We start from the raw sequence: 16,753 nt of genomic DNA, 5'->3' as shown, positions 1-16,753 counted from the left end.
ATTAGGATCAAAATTTTAGTGGCGAATTTTCGCCAGTGGCACAGCATTGTTTAACCCATTCCAGTCAGAGACGAATGCGCAGGCGCAATCGGTCCAGAAAAACCGCTCCGACCACGACGAACCCAAGCACAACCTGCTGAAGAAAGCTGTCGATCCGCGCCAGGTTCATGCCTACGGAAAGGACGGAGACCAACAGACCGCCAAAAACCACGTGGATCACCCGGCCTTCCCCCCCGCGCAAGGACACACCCCCAGCAACGGCCGCCGCGATGCTGAGCAGAACCAGGCCGCCGCCAGTGCTGGGCTCGCCGGTTCCGGTGCGCGCGGTGATCAGAATGGCGCCGATGGCGGCAATGGTCGAACACAGCACATAGGCCATCATATTGTGCCGCCGCCAGGGCAGCCCGCCTACTTCTGCCGCGCGCGGATTCGACCCCAACAGATAAATGCTGCGCCCAAACACTGTGTAATTCAGGACAAAATGTGAAAGCAGAAGGATGATGATGCAAACGCCCACCGGCGGGGACAAAAAACCGAACCATGTCGCGCCCTGCCCCAAAGTATTGATCAATGTGTCGGGCAGGCCGAATACAGGAAAGCCGCCTGAGATCGTCGTCGCCAGCCCAAACGCGATGCCCTGCATCCCCAGCGTCACGACAAACGGGTTAATCCCGAAATAGGCGACGCAGATCCCGTTTATTCCTCCGGCTGTCGCGCCAACGACCAGTGCGGTGAATATACCAGCGGTCAAAGCCAGGATGACCGGCCCCTCGCCTTCCGGCGCAATCGAGACCATGACCATCGCGCTGGCCACGCTGACCACAGACACAACAACACCGAGTGACAAATCGAACCCGCGCGTCAACAGCACGAACATCTGCGCCGTCGCTAGGACGATCAGATAACTCGCCTGTTCGATGATGTTCTGCGCGTTTGCCCCGGTCAGAAAGACCGGTTCAACCAGACCGAACCCGAGATAGAGAAAGACAAGAATGACCGGCAAAAACCCGTAGCTGGCAAAAAAGCCCATCATCATTTTGTAAAACCCCGAGCCGCTGGACGCGTCTACATTCACCTGATCGCTCATCGTTTCACCCTCTTGGACTGATAGGTCTCGATACCGACGGCCAGGATGATGACGACACCAATGACAATCGTTTGTAGTTTGCTGTCCACCCGCAACAGGTTCATTGCGTTGGTTACAAGGGCCAGAAAGAGCGCGCCAAGCGCAACCATTTCAACCCGCCCAACGCCGCCACGCAGGGAAACACCCCCGATTACCGCCGCGGCGATACTCTCCATCATCAAGGTCGCGCCCAGGCCTGCCTCACCCGAGCCGACCCGAGCCGTGAGCAAAATTCCGGTAAGCGCTGCAACCATCGAGCAGGCCGTGTAGGTCGCCACAATGTAGAAGGTCACCTTCACACCCGAGACGCGTGCCGCGTGTTCGTTGCTGCCAATGGCATACATGTATTTGCCGAATTTGGTGTGGTTCATCATCCACCAGATGAGGATCAACATGGCTGCCGTGAGATAGATCACCACAGGCAGGTTAAAGATCCGCATACGTCCGAAATCCCGCGTGAAGAGGTCGGGCATCCCGTAGACCGGCACACCCTGGGTCATGTAAAGCGCGAGGCCCGATGCAATGGATAGCGTTCCCAGCGTCACCATGAACGGGCTGACCTTCATGAGTGCGACCACAAACCCATTGAGCAATCCGACGGCAGCCCCGGCGCCAAGACCTGCGAGCACACCAAGCGAGATAACCAGCAGGTAGGAGTCCGGGAATATTGCAATCAGTGCATTCATACTCAGCGCGGTCGTCACAGAGGTCAGCGCCACCACCGCCCCGATGGAAAGGTCAAAGCCACCAATGATCAGAACCATCATCTGACCCGACGCAATCAGCATCAGGAAAGAGGCATTCCGCAGCACATTGATCAGATTGGCACTGCGCAGGAATTTCGGCTCGATCATGCCAAGGACGATGCACAGCACGATCATCAACAGCGGCAAAAGCCCGAGAACCATCAGGCGGCGCATTACAGCGCTTTGTCTGCTTTCGGCTTTATGAATTGGAGTGAGTATTTTTTCCATGATCGTGTTACCCCGCATCCTGAAGTGGTGGTTCGCCTGCCTCGTCCAGATGATCGCGGTCGAAGAAATGCGCAAGGATCGTCGCCTCGACAATCTCCTCGCCGGTCAACTCGGCCACCAATGCGCCCCGGTGCATCACATACGCCCGGTGCGACAGGTGAATGACCTCTGGCAGTTCTGACGAGATCACGACAACCGCCGCGCCGCCTTCCGCCATTTCCTTGATAAGGTTATAGATTTCCGCTTTCGCACCAACGTCGATGCCCACGGTCGGTTCGTCAAAAAGGTAGACTTTCACATCCCGCTCAAGCCCACGGGCTAGCATCACTTTCTGCCGGTTGCCACCAGACAGGAATTCGACACGCTTTTCGGGGTCACCCGGCGCCACGGTTAGGCGTCTGATCATCTCATCTGCGATGCGACGTTCCGATTTGATTTTCAGGAAGCCACGCGAGGCAAATGCCTTCAGGTCGAGTGCCGCCAGCGTCATGTTCTCACGGACCGACCGAGGCAAAGCCAGCCCTTCGGCAACCCTGTCTGACGGGAAGTAACACAAACCCCGCTTCAGCATATGCGCAGGCGACGGCCGCGTGACCGGCTGGCCCATCAATTCGATCTTGCCACTTTCAATATCTTCCAGGCCAAAGATAGCACGGGCCAGTTCCGATTTGCCACACCCTACCAGCCCCGCAATTCCCACGACCTCTCCGGCCTTGACGTTGAAGTCCACATTATCGACCAGCCGGTCGCGCGTCGTCAGTCCGGACGTCTGTAAAAGTGTATCGCCTGCGCGATTTTCGATGTGGGGGAACATCGCCTCGAACGTGCGCCCCGTCATCATTTCAATCAACTTTTCTTCGCTTACCAGCTCGGCCTCGACCGTGCCGACAAGCCGCCCATCACGCAAAACCGTGACGCGGTCGGCGAGGCGTTTGATTTCCGCCATGCGGTGCGACACATAAATGATTCCCACACCTTGGGCCTTCAGATCATCAATGATTTCAAACAGCCGCTCCGTCTCACGTTCGCTCAGCGAGGCGGTCGGTTCATCCAAGATCAGGACCCGCACATCGTGCAAAAGCGCCTTGGCGATCTCTGCCATCTGCTGTTGCGCGCGCGACAGTTCGGCCACGCGCTGTTTCGCCGACAGATCGAACCCGAGATTGTCCAGCACCTGCGCCACCTTGGTGCGCATTTCGCTTTTGTTCAGCACGCCGCCTTTGCTGATCTCCCGCCCCAGAAACAGGTTTTCTTCTATGGTCAGATCCGGTGCGAGGCTGAATTCCTGAAATACGGGACTGATCCCGATCTGGCGGGCGCGATAAGGATTGAGATTGCTCAAAGCTTCGCCGCAGAATGTGTAGGTTCCACCGTCTTGCGGGAAGGTGCCTGAAATTACGTTGATCAGCGTCGATTTCCCCGCACCGTTTTCGCCAAACAGCACGTGCACTTCACCCGGACGCAATTCAAACTCGATCTGATCCAGGGCCAACACTCCGGGAAAGCGCTTTTGAATGCCCTTCATGTCAATAAGAGGAGCGTTCGCCGCCGAAGATTGGCCAGTTGCCGTGGGTGGGTTAAGTGTCGTGTTCGTGGTCATTTGAATGTCCAGTCTGCACCCGCCCATTCTAAGGATGCGCGTGCCAGTCGAATGAAAGTCTAGTGTCAGTCGCAAACCGAAAGCGTTGCCCGGCTTTCTACGCGACCACGATCAGAACGTGGTCGCGCTTTTGTTTTGTATGCAGTGGGCCTAAGCTCACTCGACCGTGTAGATCACTTCCCAGCCATCCGGAGGTGTGAACTTCGACATGTCTTGTGTTTCGACAAATTCCCTGTCGATCCAGACAGGTGGCAGGCGCATGCGGCCCGGTACCTCTTCGCCCTCGAGCAGGCGGATGGCCGTGTCCATCGCAACCGCGGCTTCAACCACCATCGGGTTCGATGCGACGCCAAGGACCGATCCTTCGATGACTCCGTTCAAGGCCCCTTCGGACATGTAGAAGGCCAGAATGTCGACTTTGCCTGCCATTCCGGCCTCTTCCAGTACGTCAGGTGCCACTTCGGCCATGACAGCCACACCGACATAAGCGTCGATATCGTCATAGGCCTGGATGGTATCCTCAACGAGTTTGAGCTGCGTGCTTTTGCCGGTTTCACCGTATTTATGCTCGACCAGTTCAACAATCGTGCCTTCGAATGCGTTGGTCCAGCCTTGCGCAGCTTGCTCGGCCCAACCGGCCCCGGCCACGCCAGCAAAGTTGATCACCCGGGCACTCTCTCTGCCCATCGCCGTGTAATGTTCCACGAGCGCTCTGCCCGCCACTTCGGCATCGATGTTGTAGTCGCCGAATACTGCGGAATCGAGCGCAGCGTCACTCGACATCGGGTTGCCGACCGCGATCATCTTGATGCCCTGTTCCCTAGCAGCCTCAATCTTGGGCCGTAGCGCCCCCTCCGAAATTGCAGCGATCAGAATGGCGTCTACGCCCAATGCTACGCAGTCGTCAAACTGCGAAAGTTGCTTGTTCAGTTCGGTGTAACCTCCGGCCTGGAAGAGCGAGGCCTTGATCCCCTGCCGCTCGGCTTCTCTCATGGCACCGACGCCGATGCCGACCCACCAGGTGTCCTTCAGGTGTGGCAGCAAAACGCAGACGTGCCACTTTTGCGAAGGCGCATCCATTCGCGGCGTGTAGTCGAAAGTCTCAACCGCGTCTCCACTGATTTTCTCGACCGAATTCGGCCACCATTCCCAGGTATCACCCGCGTATGCAGCCCCACCCAGCGACATTGCCAAACCAGCGGCTGTAGCGAAGCGCAGTGCTCTTTTCATCTTTTCCATATTGCAAATCCTCCTGTAATTCTGGTTGCAGCGATCGCTGGTGCGAGCACTGCCACTGAATGTTGTGTCCTTCAACAGATCCCGCGTTGCGGCACTTGCCCAATGCCCAGACGCCTCTCACTCCGAAGGCTTTTAATGAGAGCGAGTCGCTTTTTAGCCTCAACTTCAGCTGCGCCGCAGGCTCGCTTTCTCAAGAAAAGTATGCGGGCAACGTTGTTCTTTGGGAAATCGGTTAATCTAATCACTGCGTTAAGCTAACCTATCCAAAAGACGGAACCTGAAACGCGCCATGGGTCCTAGAACGGAACACTTAAATCGGTGTAATACTGCAACCGACTTCTTGCAAAAGAAGATTGTAGGATACTGATAAAGATAAATAAAACAACGAAACAGTGCGCCAATACGCCTTTGAATCCGTATTTCAGCCTGTGTCACACCTGAGGATGATCAAGGCCACGAGGAATCCGTTTTTCAGAATCATAGAATGGCAGTGAAACGACCTCGCATTCATGTTTCCCACCATCTGGGGCACATAAAGTAAGGCTTTGGCCAACCCAGTCCTTTGCGGAATCGAACCGAACATATCCTATCCCGCAGTCCAGATAGGGCGACCATACGCCGGCTGTGATCCGGCCCAATCGCACCCCGTTTTCTGCGGCGATGTCATCCATACGAGGGATTGCATTGGGGCATTTTAGCCCGAACAAGACAGTGCGGCGGTCCGCCGCCAGCAAAGCCTCGCGCCCGATGAAATCCAGCTTGTCCACATCAATGAACGGGCCAAGACCTGCCCCGAATGGCGTCATCGTCCAGTCAAAATCGGTGAGATTGTCCAATATGCCGGCTTCGATCCGGCGTATCTCCATCGAGGAAATAGTGCTGAATTCCATGCCATGCGGCTTGCCCGCCTCGATCAGATGGTCCCAAAGGCGCGGACAATCCGTTGCTTCGCCTTGGGTATAGATCTCATACCCCAACTCACCGGTCCAGCCGGTGCGCGACACGAATAGCCTCTGCCCCCCGATATCGAAGAAACCAGCGTGGAAATACTTGAACGCATCCGTGATCGCCCCTTCCGTTGCCGCGGCGATCACGGCGGGCGAGGTCGGGCCTTGTATTTGCAACACACGCGATTTCGGGTCAGAGATTGTCACATCGAACCCGCCGCTATGGGCGATCAGCCATGGCACAAGTGCGCCATCTGGCTGGACATACCAGAACCTGTTGTCCGACAGCCGAAAAAGCACCCCGTCCATAAAGACGCCTCCCTGAGGGGTACAAGCGATGGCATAGCGACCACGACCTTCCTTCAGGGTCGCGATATGCCGCGCAAAAACTTTTTCCAGAAACGGCACCACTTCTGGCCCCGAGATTTCCACAGGGCGCTCAGGCACGTCATACATCACCGACTGGCGCCGCAAGATCCAATACATCTTTGACGGGTCATCGCCCAGATCAATGGGATAAGAGCGCCCGGCGTAGACACCCATCAGCATGCCAGGCTTTGCCCAATAAGGTTCAAATGGGGAGGCCTCAAAGCGCTGGGCGCTAATCATGATCGTGTCTCTTGCAGCGGAATGGATAGAATTGCTCACCCCGGTCTCCCTATCGATCTAAACCTATGCTCCCAGACCCCCGACAATAGCGGATTCACACTGGCCACAAACCTATTTATCCTAAGCGCGACCTTTAGTTTTTCTCGCTTTCAAAAAAGGTTGTTAGCGTGCCTTTCCCTTGCGCCGTTCTGCCAGAACACCTGAGTCCAAAACGATGCTGGAGACGAGTTGTTCGCGGCGATAGGCCATGATGTGTACCCCGGCCACACCTTTTATCTTGCGCAATTGCTGTATCAATTCGATGCAAATCTGCTTGCCCGTCACGGATGGATTTTCGGTCGCTTCCATCCGGGCGATGATATGATCGGGGATATGAATGCCAGGCACATTGCTGCGCATCCAGCGGGCGGCCTTGGCCGAGGCCAGCGGACCCACGCCCGCAATGATGAACACACGTTTATCGGCCCCTGCATCACGCACCCGCGCCATGAAAGCCTCAAACAGCGGAATGTCGTAAATATAGTTGGTCTGGATAAACTCGGCACCTGCGTCAATCTTCTTGATCAACCGGTCTGGACGCCATTCATGGGGCTCAATGCAGGGGTTCTCAGCCGCACCAAGAAACAGTTGTGGCGGGCGCGTGATCTTGCGGCCAGAAAGAAAAACACCCTCGTCCCGCATGGTGCGGATGGTCCGCAAGAGCGAGAGCGAGTCAAAATCGAAAACCGGCTTTGCCCCGGGTTGATCGCCCACCCCCACGCCATCTCCGGTCAGGCACAACACATTGGAGACGCCCAGCGCGGCAGCCCCTAATACGTCGCCCTGAATGGCAATCCGGTTCCGGTCCCGGCAGGAAATCTGATAGACGGGTGAATACCCGGAGCGGGTCAAAAGTGCGCAGATGCCGATGGATGACATGTGGCAATTGGCACCGGATGCATCCGTGGCGTTGATGGCGTCTGCCACCTCGCCCAATGGCTGCGCCGCCTGATAGACATCTTCTGCATCCGCACTGTCAGGCGGGTTCAACTCGGCAGTGACGGCAAAGCGACCCGAGCGCAAGACTCGCTCCAGCCGACTGTGCGACACATGCCCTTCAGGAGGCTTGGTATAGGCAAGAAGGTCGGTATTTTGGCTGTTGGTGTTGGTCATTTCTCAGCCTCTGCTTGCGTGGCCTTTGATGGCTCGACACTGAGGGGGGCCGCGGCAGGCTCATTCGCCCGCGCTTCGGGAAAGGCCTTGGCCAGCGTCTTTCGTGATGCTTCCCGGCTTTCGCGGATCGCCTCGGCCTTCTCTCGACTAACCCGCAACCACGAGGACGACCCTTGCAGTGAATGCTCGACCGGCGGCATGACCTCACGGATTTTCTCTGCGCCGTCTTTCATCCGGCTGGCCCCGTCCCAGGCCAGCACCCAAACGCATTTCATCTCGGGTTTGACTTCGCAAAAACCACCGTCGCGTACCCCGCCGCAGGGGCCGTTGCGCAGCTGCTTGGGGCAATTCATCGGGCAGGACATGCCTGTTGAGGACAACACGCACTGGCCGCACATCTTGCAATCAAACAGCAACGTCTTCACGCCCTTCTCGACCAGTGCGATGGGTCTTTCCACGCGGTTATACCCGATCCTTGCAAAGACCGGGTCGAGCAGGACCATAACGCGTTCAATCCATGTGTAGATTCGCTCAAACTTGCGCGCATGGCGCACCGCGAACATCCGGATACGATACATCTTGATCCTCCTATGTGGTCAGCGTTGCCCATTAGCCATCAGCACGGACCTTGGATGACGGTAGAGCAGATGCATTGCGACTGCACCAATCAGTGGCCCCGGCGCCAGCATCACAAACGTCCACTGCCAGCTTCCCAACCATGCAGCCACCAAAGGGGTGAGCCAAATTGCCAGGATAGTAATGGTAAAGCCCACGCCCATCTGAAACGTCAGCGACGAGCCGACCAGATGAGGTTCCGAAAGCTCGCTCACAGCGGCTGAGAATTGCGCGCTGTCTGCCACAACGGTGAAACCCCAGACGAGCGCGATCAAAATAAAGACCCAAAGCGGCCCACCGAAGAAGAGCCCGATGAGAAGGGCAGATGCCCCGGAAACACCCATCATCAGGATCGTCGTCCGACAGCGTCCAATCCGGTCAGCAAGCCAGCCGCCCAAAAGGCACCCCGGTGCGCCCGCCGCAATCACCGCAAAGGTCAAGAGCGAGGCGTTGGTCAGCCCGATGCCTTCCGTCGCCGCGTATCCGGCATAGGCCAGAAACCACCCCCACATCGCGTAAAGCTCCCACATATGTCCGAAGTACCCCAGATTGGCGAGCATGACCGGCTTGTTGCGCAGAATCTGCCCCACCTGCCGCAGATCGACCCGGGTGCGTGCAAACGCGTGCGGTCCTTCCCGTAAGACCCAACCGAAGAGAACCGCGGCTGCGGCACTTCCGAGTGAACAAACAAGCACGACCACCTCCCAAGACACCGTGCCGCCTGTGCCGCGCACAAAATGCGGCATGGCAGACCCGAGCGTCAGCGCGCCCACCATGGCCCCCATCGCAAGGCCGCGCCCGGTCTTGAACCAAGTGGCGATGAACTTCATCGCCGAGGGATAGACACCGGCAAGGGCGATGCCCGTCACAAAACGCGCCACAATCGCCCCGGTCGCTCCCAAATCGATAAGCAGCAGTAAATTCGCAAAACAAGCCAATACCGCCGCCGTTGCCATATAGCGGGTTAAAGGCCATATATCGGCGACCGCCAGAATGCTAGCGCTCAGGGCCCCCACGGCAAAGCCAAGCTGCACCGCATTGGTCAGCCACGCTGCTTGGCCCGCCGTCAGATCATGCACCATTGTCAGATCAGGCAAAACGGCCGTGGCCGAAAACCATGTCATCAATGACAACAGCACGGCCAAGCCCGTCAAAAAAAGCGTCTGCCATTTACCCATCTCGGCACCCAATGTGCTCTTGGCCCGTGCCTTCAAAGCCCTTCGAGAGGCATCGTATAGGTGGTCGCGGTGCCTTCGACACAGATATCACCATCCGCATCGCGCACAGAAACGTTGAGCGTACAAATCGGCTTATCATCACGCATTGAGGCCACTTCGACACGGCCTGTGATCTCTTCGCCCACGCCCACCGCTTTTTTGAAATTAAGGTTGGTGTTGAGAAACACGGTGCCAGGCCCCGGCAAGTCTTCGGCCACGCAAGCATTCAAGATGCCCGTTGTAACCCCGCCTTGCACAATCAGTTTGCCGAATGCGGTCTTTTTCGCCAGCGCTTCGTCATAGTGCACAGGGTTTCGGTCTCCCGTCATATCAGTGAAGGAATGAATATCCTGCATCTGCGTGGTGCGGCTGCGTTCGCTGGCTTGCCCAACCGTTGGCTTGCCGTTGGTCACACCCGCCCAGCCGTCCTTAATTTTATCGTTCATCTTACTCTCCCCTTCTTGGTTAACCCATTTTAAAACATGGCAGTATCCGGTCGCCGATCTGCGTTGGTGCGAAGTGCAGAGCATCCCCAACAGCCACCTGCGCGCCCTCAGTCAGGATGTGGCTCAGCATGGTCGGCCCTTCGCTCAGCTCAACCAGTCCCACCAGATACGGGGTAGCTGGAATCCATCCCGGATGACCCGGTTTCCAGACCTGCGAAAAGCTTTTGAGCTTGCCTCGCCCCGAGGCCTCAGTCCAAGTCAGAGCATCCACCCAGCAATGCGGGCAAATCGCACGCGGATAAAAGACCGAGCGCTCACAGCTGTCGCAATGCTGGATCATCAGCCGGCCAGATTTAACAGCCTCCCAGAACGGTTCTGTAAGTGCCGTTACCGTTGGCCCCGGCACCGAGAGCTCTTGCAGGCTAGCTGTCATGATGCGCCTCCCAAAATCAGAGCCACAGCCTCGCTCATGGTCGCTCCGTTTCCCGTGACCAGCGCCGTTTCGCAATTCTCGATTTGGCGCCCACCGGCTGTGCCGCGCAACTGGCGCACGGCTTCAACCACATGGGTCATACCACCGGCAAGATCGGGTTGACCAAAACCAAGCTGGCCGCCATGGGTATTGATCGGCTGGCGCGCATCAGAACCCATGCCGTCATTGTCACGCAGCCATTGCCCGAACGCGCCGGGTTTGCAAAGTCCAGCATCCTCGATCGTTGCGGCCACCATGATTGTGTAACAATCATAGAGCGACAGGAAGCCGATGTCAGAGACGTCCATAGCGGCCTGTTGCAGCGCGCGTGCAATCGACGGTTTCAACGGGCCAGAGGTCAGACTGGGCGCCTGACTCACCGCTCGGTGTGTGATTTTCTCACCTGCTCCAAGCAAAAGCACCGGTCGGTGTGCGGATCTTTTAGCTTTCTCAGGCGTGGTGACGATCACCGCCTCACCGCCCGCAACGGGCATCACGATCTCGAGCAAATGCAGCGGCGATGTCACCATCGGAGAGGCCAGAATATCATCCACATCCGCAGGCTTTCCGTGAAAGATAGCCATCGGGTTAAGCTGCGCATTGGCGCGAGCACCGGCGGCGATTGTGGCGTAATCCTCGGGCGTACAGCCATATTTCGCCATATGCGCCTGCATCAGCAACGCGTAGGATGTGTTGGCCCCCGATGCCCCGAACGGTGTGTCAAACTCGCGCGCCGGATTGCGATTGGGCGAACGCGGCGACACAGGATTGCGATGGTTTCCCAGCACACAAAGCACTGTCTCGCACATGCCCATTTCAATGGCCGCCGCCGCACGCCAGATCATGCCCGGCCCCGAGGCCCCGCCCAGATCGACCACATTGGACATCACCGGCTGCATCCCGAAATATTCTGCTACCGTCGCCGGGACGTGTTGGGGGGTCTCGCCCACTTGCGGGCCGACAAGCAGCCCGTCAATTTCGCCGGGCTCCAGTCCTGCATCCTGTGCCGCTTGGGCTGAGACCTTCATCAACAAATCCATCGTGTTGATGCCGTCAGTCTTGCGCTCGGGTTTCAACTCTCCGATGCCCGAAATGACCGCTTTGCTCCAAGAGGCATTCATAGGGTGTTCTCCCGGCGCAGCGATTTATATTGTTCAAGACAGTCCGGATTGGCGATCGAGCCCAGGTTCTTGACCTGACCTCCGGCCACAGTCGTGCGCGCAGCCCCCTCCACGCGCTTGCCGTTAATCGTGTAAGGGACGTCTGACACCAAATGTACCCGTGCCGGAACATGGCGCGGCGATGCGGCGGTGCGAATATGACCCCGGATGCGCTTGACCAGATCAGCGGTGATCTCAGACCCTTCAGTCGGTTTGAGACAAAGGACGACCTCTTCGTCACCCTCGTGTGAGGCCCCAAACACCAGAAAATCATCCAGTTCCGGATACGTCTCGCACACAGCGTATATCTCGGAAATGCCGATGCGCACGCCGCCGGGCTTCAGCGTATTGTCGGATCGGCCATGGACATATCCACCACCCGTGTGGGTCAGCTCGGCCACGTCTCCGTGGGTCCAGATTTCCGCCCGATCCGCGAAGTAGGTATCGAGATACCGCTGATCACCGCCCTCGCCCCAAAAAGTCAGCGGCATCGACGGAAACGGCTCGGTGCAGACCAGATCGCCGCGCCGCCCTATGCAGGGTGCATTGCGGTCGTCCAGCACATCGACCGCATGGCCAAGCGCCTTGACCGTCAATTGCCCGCGCCGCACCGGATGCAATGGCGAACCGATCAGAAATGAGCCCAGAATTTCCGTACCACCAGAGATCGACGAGAACACCATGTCGCGTTTTATCGCCTGATAGACCCAGTCAAACTGATGCGGCAGTGTGGGAGCGCCACAGACAAGCAAACTGCGCAGGGCGGACAGGTCATGTCGTTTGCCAGGCGCATAATCTTCGGCAGCCAGCGTCGCGAGGTATTTCGGGCTGGTCCCCAGATGCGTGACGCCGATCTTTTCAGCCAAGTTCCACAAAGGTGAGGGATCAAGCCCCTCATCTTTCTTTAGGATCGGCGCACCGTCATAAAGCACGATGGCCGCCCCTGCACCAAGTGCTGACATCATCCAGTGATACATCATCCACGCGGTGTTAGTGTACCAGATCACTTTATCGCCTAGCCGCACATCGCCATGCAGGATGTGCTCCTTGAGATGCTGCAACAAGACACCACCAGCGCGGTGGACGATGGCCTTGGGCGCGCCAGTCGTGCCCGACGTGTAGAGAATATATGCCGGATGATCGAATGGTAGACGCGCGAACTCAAGCTCCGATTCCTGACCAAACGCATCCATGGCCACCGATGATACGGCGGGCACATCCCCCTCGCCGCTCAGCACAAGCGCCTCGACCGAGGGCATCTGCGCCATGACGTCGGCAATCCGCGCGCCAATATCGTGGTTCTTACCACCATACCTATAACGTGGTGCCGCAAACAGAATCTTTGGATCCACCTGACCTATACGATCCACGATGGCCGCTGTGCCAAAATCGGGGGAACACGAAGTCCAGACAGCTCCAATGGAAAGAGCGGCCTGTGCGGCAACCAATCCATCAATCGTGTTTGGCATAACACCCGCAACCCGATCCCCTGGCATCACCCCCTGAGACCTCAAGCCGTACGCGACACGGCCCACGCACTGGCGCAACTCGGCCCTCGTGATTGCCCGCTGAGCGCCACCTTCGAGCACTTCATACACAGCAACTTCTGCCACGGGGCCGCGCAGCAGGTTTTCGACAAGGTTCAGCTGGGCATCCGGGAAAAACCGTGCACCTGTCATCCAGGCCGCCTCATCCGGTACGAAGAAGACATCGCCTTTTTCGCCAAGCACATCCGCGAAATCCCACAGCGCAGACCAGAAGGCCCCAGGATCGCTGACCGACCAGCGGTGCAGGTCGGTGTAGCCCCTGGGATCAAATCCACAGGCCTTGGCAAATCTCGCCAACCCACTCTCGGTGAATGCCTCTTCATCAGGGGCCCATAAGATATCGTTCTTCATGTCCGAGTCCTGTCTTGTACATCGAACCACGTGTGGATCGGTGCGAACATGTCCGCACGCTTCAGAAAAACTGGCGGAAGGCGCCGTCTCTCCGAAAATCCGACACGCAATTCTCTTAGCGTAATCGCTTGCAGACTAGCCTCAGCCGGGGAAACCACTTAGCCATATGATCTGAACGCTCAATATAGGAAATCTGACTCCTGAGGCGGTCAAACAGTGGCGCCAACCTGCGCACGGTTCCGCATCTGTGACGGGGTCAGACCGAAGTTTTTCTTGAACTTCTTGCTCAACAGCCCTGTCGATGAAAACCCTGACGCCACGGCGACATCCAACAATGACATATCGGTTTGCAAGACCAGATCATGAGCGTGCTGGACCCGAAGCTGCGTGTAATACTGCATCGGAGAGGCGCAAAGATGCCGCTGAAACAACCGCTCCAGTTGGCGTACAGATACACCGCAATGCGCTGAAATTGCGGCCGTATTCAAAGGGTCTTCGATGTGATTCACCATTAGTCGGACTGCATCAGCCAAGAGAGACGGGACGCCTCGCAATCGATTGCCCCGCGCGCCAGGTTGGGAGGTCTTCCCTACACGTGGAAATGCCACCAACAGATGATTGGCCGTCTGCTCTGCCGCAGTCGGAGATATCGATGCAATTAGGTCCAGTGCCATATCGAGCGCGGCTGTTTCCCCGGCGCAGCTGGCTATCATCTCGGACGGAACATAGAGCGTTTCGCGTGTATCAACGTCGCTGTATCGCTCCGAGAATGCTGCGAACGAGGACCAGTGTACTGTCGTTGCCCGGGTCTTCAACAGCCCAGTTTCAGCCATCTGCCACGTGGCGGCACCAAGAGTACAGATAGAGGCGCCATACCGTATTGCCACCCGCAAGAGCGATGACAAACACCGATCATAGAAAGGCCCTGCATGCGCCGGGCCACATACAATAACCCGCACCGGTGCACGCCCGTGTTTCAGTCGTTCAATCAGGGCCTCGCTTTCCTCGTCACAATTCACCATCACTCCGCTTTGCGACTGCACCTGTTGGCCCCGAAGTCCGACAAGGGTCAGCTTGGGCGCGATTTCGGGATGCGTCTGCGACAGATACGAGAACGGTTCCACAATGGCACCAAGGCTTAAGGTCGAGAACCCCTCCATCAGGACAACAGCCACGTATCCGTTTGGGTCTGCAAAGTGAAACATCGTCCAGATAATCCTCCCATCGGTCTTGCATGTGATCTCTTCGAGCACGGCACTTGGGCCAGTTAGTAAAACTAAACCTGAAGCACCTCGCATCCAGAAACTGGAAATCGCAACAACACTACATTGATTAAGATTAGGCATGTTACTTTGGATTCAGAAGCTATTTGATCTGAGCAACGCATTTAGGTAATCTTAATAATGTCTCGTTGGCTGCCATCCCTAAACGCATTGCGTGCCTTTGAAGCCACCGCCAGGCTTGGCAGCTACAAGAAAGCTGCGGATGAACTGGCCGTCACCCCTGCTGCCGTCAAGCAACTGGTAGGAAAACTAGAAGATGTCTTTGGCGAACCGCTCATGAGCTTTGAGGGACGGAAAATGGAACTGACCCGCATCGGGGCACAGGCTCATGACGATCTAAGCAGTGCCTTTCGTCAAATCGTTTTCGCCGTCCAGCGCATTCGAAACGCCTGCGAAAATGACCGCTTGATTGTCTCAGTCGAACCCTCCATCGCCTCCGCCTGGCTTGTCCCTCGGCTGCAAAACTTCCGTGAACAGCACCCAGAAATCGAAATCCTCGTGGATTCGTCCTTAACCATAGTCGATCTGACAGATGGTGTCGTGAGTGTAGCTGTACGTTTTGGCGTGCAGGATCACGGTGATTTCATTGCTCACAGACTCTTTGACGAGCATTTGAGCGCGCTGTGCAGCCCGAGCCTTGCGGCTGGTCCCCCCCAGATAACCGAGTTTGCAGATTTGCAGGACGCTGCCTTGCTGCGTTGGGACCTCTCTGCATGCCCTTGGGCAACAACCACGATAAAATGGAATTTCTGGCACACATGGCTTGAGGCCGTTGGTGCTCGTGATGTCCAACCCGGAAAGGGTATTAACTACACCGACTACAATCAAGCGGTTCAAGCGGCAATCGCCGGTCAGGGCTTTATTTTGGGCAGCAAACCTGTCCTCGAAAGCTATGTCACCAATGGCCTTTTGATCGATCCTTTCGGTGTTTCCGCGCATCCGGGTATCGGGTATGATGTCGTCACGACAAGACAATCTCTTGATCGCCCAAAGGTCAGGAAATTCATTGATTGGATGCTGCAAGAAGCACACTCTTAGGTAACTCAGTCGAACGCCTCCCTTTGCTTCCTCGGTTTCAACTGCGCCATGGCTTAAATCGAGTGAAAGAATTTCAGGATTTCACTCAATCTGCCTTAGATATTCTATGAACTTCAGAAATGGGCTTTTTTCCTCAAATCGGCGGGCGTGTAAACTGAGCTACCCGCGCCGGTACGCCCGACCAAGAGAAAGTATTTCAACCCCGGTGGTCTTTTGTTCTTGAACGCTCACACCAAGTGCACGACCAAGACAACAACAACCCCATCCTCAACCCTTCTGAAATTCAAAACACTTGCTTGGCGTGGGGTGCGAATTATCCGCATGCAGAAAGGACCGGGGAAGGACCCAAAGACTTCAAGCCTGCGCGTCCCATTGCACCAAAGGGCGGATAGCGGGCCTTCGCTGCGGGCCCACCACAACGACCGAACAAGCATGAAAGCGGTCATTCGCATTCCTGGCTGCCGTCCCTAGCGCTTGAAAAGCGGAAAGGTGTTTTGCGGCGTAAAAATCTAGTAAATGCGGTCAGATGCAACTACATGTTGTGTGATAGGCAATTTTTATTGGGTATTTTTTGATTGATAGACTGAAAATCTGGATTGGTTCCAAGCCTTGGTACTGGCAACTCCGCACCAAACTCGGAAAACTCGGCTTTGTCTTTGAACGAGCCGCTTACAAGCGGAGCGCAACTGTCGCCAAAGCAACGGCAAACGCACGTATCCTAGGGTCGTTTACATGGATTGGATTGAAAAGCCTGTTTTGGGTGGCGTTAGGGTTGGCGGCTCTAATTGTCAGTGAGGGCTATATCCGCGACAATCAACAGTGGCTAAGCCCGTTGAGTTCAGATGACAAGGTGTTGATTTGCGTTGAGAACTGACCCGGTATTTTCACCGAGATTTGACCCACCCTTGATTATGTATCAGCGTTTATTTCGCGGTCAATGTCGGTGTTTCCTTTCGTGTTTTCTTTGCGGCCTCAGA

General features: G+C 56.5%; 15 protein-coding genes. 2 read left to right on the top strand and 13 right to left on the bottom strand.

The features are described 5' to 3' along the window. Window positions 1-64: 64 nt before the first annotated feature. The 13 genes from J4E70_RS17845 to J4E70_RS17785 all read right to left on the bottom strand — a co-directional run bounded on the left by J4E70_RS17845 (window position 65) and on the right by J4E70_RS17785 (window position 14,801). On the bottom strand, window positions 65-1,087 hold the full coding sequence (locus J4E70_RS17845; RefSeq protein ID WP_213891076.1) for an ABC transporter permease: 1,023 nt from the start codon (window positions 1,085-1,087) through the stop codon (window positions 65-67). Then, a complete protein-coding gene (locus J4E70_RS17840; RefSeq protein ID WP_213891074.1) occupies window positions 1,084-2,100 on the bottom strand; it encodes an ABC transporter permease in 1,017 nt (338 codons plus the stop codon). The genes J4E70_RS17845 and J4E70_RS17840 overlap by 4 nt, the downstream gene beginning before the upstream one ends. 7 nt (window positions 2,101-2,107) lie before the next feature. Beyond that, the gene (locus J4E70_RS17835) at window positions 2,108-3,700 is read right to left on the bottom strand and encodes a sugar ABC transporter ATP-binding protein (RefSeq protein WP_213891072.1); all 1,593 of its coding nucleotides are present in this window, start codon (window positions 3,698-3,700) and stop codon (window positions 2,108-2,110) included. A 156-nt stretch (window positions 3,701-3,856) separates the two neighbouring features. After that, a complete protein-coding gene (gene torT / locus J4E70_RS17830) occupies window positions 3,857-4,939 on the bottom strand; it encodes a TMAO reductase system periplasmic protein TorT (RefSeq protein ID WP_213891070.1) in 1,083 nt (360 codons plus the stop codon). 431 nt (window positions 4,940-5,370) lie between these two features. Continuing rightward, entirely contained in the window at window positions 5,371-6,534 is a 1,164-nt protein-coding gene (locus J4E70_RS17825; protein ID WP_213891068.1) for an aminomethyl transferase family protein, read from the bottom strand. Window positions 6,535-6,657: 123 nt separating this feature from the next. Beyond that, window positions 6,658-7,647 (bottom strand): methylenetetrahydrofolate reductase, encoded by a 990-nt coding sequence (locus J4E70_RS17820; protein ID WP_213891066.1) that lies wholly within the window; start codon window positions 7,645-7,647, stop codon window positions 6,658-6,660. Further along, on the bottom strand, window positions 7,644-8,225 hold the full coding sequence (locus J4E70_RS17815; RefSeq protein WP_213891064.1) for a methylenetetrahydrofolate reductase C-terminal domain-containing protein: 582 nt from the start codon (window positions 8,223-8,225) through the stop codon (window positions 7,644-7,646). Before J4E70_RS17815 ends, J4E70_RS17820 begins: the two co-directional genes overlap by 4 nt. A gap of 18 nt (window positions 8,226-8,243) precedes the next feature. Continuing rightward, complete coding sequence (locus J4E70_RS17810; RefSeq protein WP_213891062.1) at window positions 8,244-9,440, bottom strand: MFS transporter; 1,197 nt, start codon at window positions 9,438-9,440, stop codon at window positions 8,244-8,246. A 32-nt stretch (window positions 9,441-9,472) separates the two neighbouring features. After that, complete coding sequence (locus J4E70_RS17805; RefSeq protein ID WP_213891060.1) at window positions 9,473-9,925, bottom strand: MaoC family dehydratase; 453 nt, start codon at window positions 9,923-9,925, stop codon at window positions 9,473-9,475. A 19-nt stretch (window positions 9,926-9,944) separates the two neighbouring features. Further along, entirely contained in the window at window positions 9,945-10,358 is a 414-nt protein-coding gene (locus J4E70_RS17800; protein ID WP_213891058.1) for a Zn-ribbon domain-containing OB-fold protein, read from the bottom strand. Next, a complete protein-coding gene (locus J4E70_RS17795; RefSeq protein ID WP_213891056.1) occupies window positions 10,355-11,518 on the bottom strand; it encodes a thiolase family protein in 1,164 nt (387 codons plus the stop codon). The genes J4E70_RS17800 and J4E70_RS17795 overlap by 4 nt, the downstream gene beginning before the upstream one ends. Continuing rightward, window positions 11,515-13,455 carry an acetoacetate--CoA ligase gene (locus tag J4E70_RS17790; protein ID WP_213891054.1) on the bottom strand — a complete coding sequence of 647 codons (1,941 nt, stop codon included), beginning with the start codon at window positions 13,453-13,455 and terminating at the stop codon, window positions 11,515-11,517. The genes J4E70_RS17795 and J4E70_RS17790 overlap by 4 nt, the downstream gene beginning before the upstream one ends. Window positions 13,456-13,664: 209 nt before the next feature. After that, window positions 13,665-14,801, bottom strand: a complete 1,137-nt coding sequence (locus tag J4E70_RS17785) for a GlxA family transcriptional regulator (RefSeq protein ID WP_213891052.1) — start codon at window positions 14,799-14,801, stop codon at window positions 13,665-13,667. 57 nt (window positions 14,802-14,858) lie between these two features. Here J4E70_RS17785 and J4E70_RS17780 point away from each other — a divergent pair, with 57 nt between their 5' ends. Beyond that, window positions 14,859-15,776, top strand: a complete 918-nt coding sequence (locus J4E70_RS17780; RefSeq protein WP_213891050.1) for a LysR substrate-binding domain-containing protein — start codon at window positions 14,859-14,861, stop codon at window positions 15,774-15,776. A gap of 571 nt (window positions 15,777-16,347) precedes the next feature. Next, window positions 16,348-16,650, top strand: coding sequence for a hypothetical protein (locus J4E70_RS17775; protein WP_213891048.1), 303 nt, complete (start codon window positions 16,348-16,350; stop codon window positions 16,648-16,650). Window positions 16,651-16,753: the final 103 nt, after the last annotated feature.

Origin of the sequence: Pseudohalocynthiibacter aestuariivivens, from assembly GCF_018457175.1 — a bacterium.
GTDB classification, from domain to species: domain Bacteria; phylum Pseudomonadota; class Alphaproteobacteria; order Rhodobacterales; family Rhodobacteraceae; genus Pseudohalocynthiibacter; species Pseudohalocynthiibacter aestuariivivens.
This window is presented reverse-complemented; position numbering and strand designations above follow the sequence as displayed.

Coding starts and splice junctions, on each gene's coding strand:
- J4E70_RS17820 (WP_213891066.1), bottom strand. CDS start 7,647: ATGACCAACACCAACAGCCAAAATACCGACCTTCTTGCCTATACCAAG.
- J4E70_RS17815 (WP_213891064.1), bottom strand. CDS start 8,225: ATGTATCGTATCCGGATGTTCGCGGTGCGCCATGCGCGCAAGTTTGAG.
- J4E70_RS17795 (WP_213891056.1), bottom strand. CDS start 11,518: ATGAATGCCTCTTGGAGCAAAGCGGTCATTTCGGGCATCGGAGAGTTG.
- torT (WP_213891070.1), bottom strand. CDS start 4,939: ATGGAAAAGATGAAAAGAGCACTGCGCTTCGCTACAGCCGCTGGTTTG.
- J4E70_RS17780 (WP_213891050.1), top strand. CDS start 14,859: ATGTCTCGTTGGCTGCCATCCCTAAACGCATTGCGTGCCTTTGAAGCC.
- J4E70_RS17840 (WP_213891074.1), bottom strand. CDS start 2,100: ATGGAAAAAATACTCACTCCAATTCATAAAGCCGAAAGCAGACAAAGC.
- J4E70_RS17810 (WP_213891062.1), bottom strand. CDS start 9,440: ATGGGTAAATGGCAGACGCTTTTTTTGACGGGCTTGGCCGTGCTGTTG.
- J4E70_RS17845 (WP_213891076.1), bottom strand. CDS start 1,087: ATGAGCGATCAGGTGAATGTAGACGCGTCCAGCGGCTCGGGGTTTTAC.
- J4E70_RS17785 (WP_213891052.1), bottom strand. CDS start 14,801: ATGCCTAATCTTAATCAATGTAGTGTTGTTGCGATTTCCAGTTTCTGG.
- J4E70_RS17805 (WP_213891060.1), bottom strand. CDS start 9,925: ATGAACGATAAAATTAAGGACGGCTGGGCGGGTGTGACCAACGGCAAG.
- J4E70_RS17800 (WP_213891058.1), bottom strand. CDS start 10,358: ATGACAGCTAGCCTGCAAGAGCTCTCGGTGCCGGGGCCAACGGTAACG.
- J4E70_RS17790 (WP_213891054.1), bottom strand. CDS start 13,455: ATGAAGAACGATATCTTATGGGCCCCTGATGAAGAGGCATTCACCGAG.
- J4E70_RS17835 (WP_213891072.1), bottom strand. CDS start 3,700: ATGACCACGAACACGACACTTAACCCACCCACGGCAACTGGCCAATCT.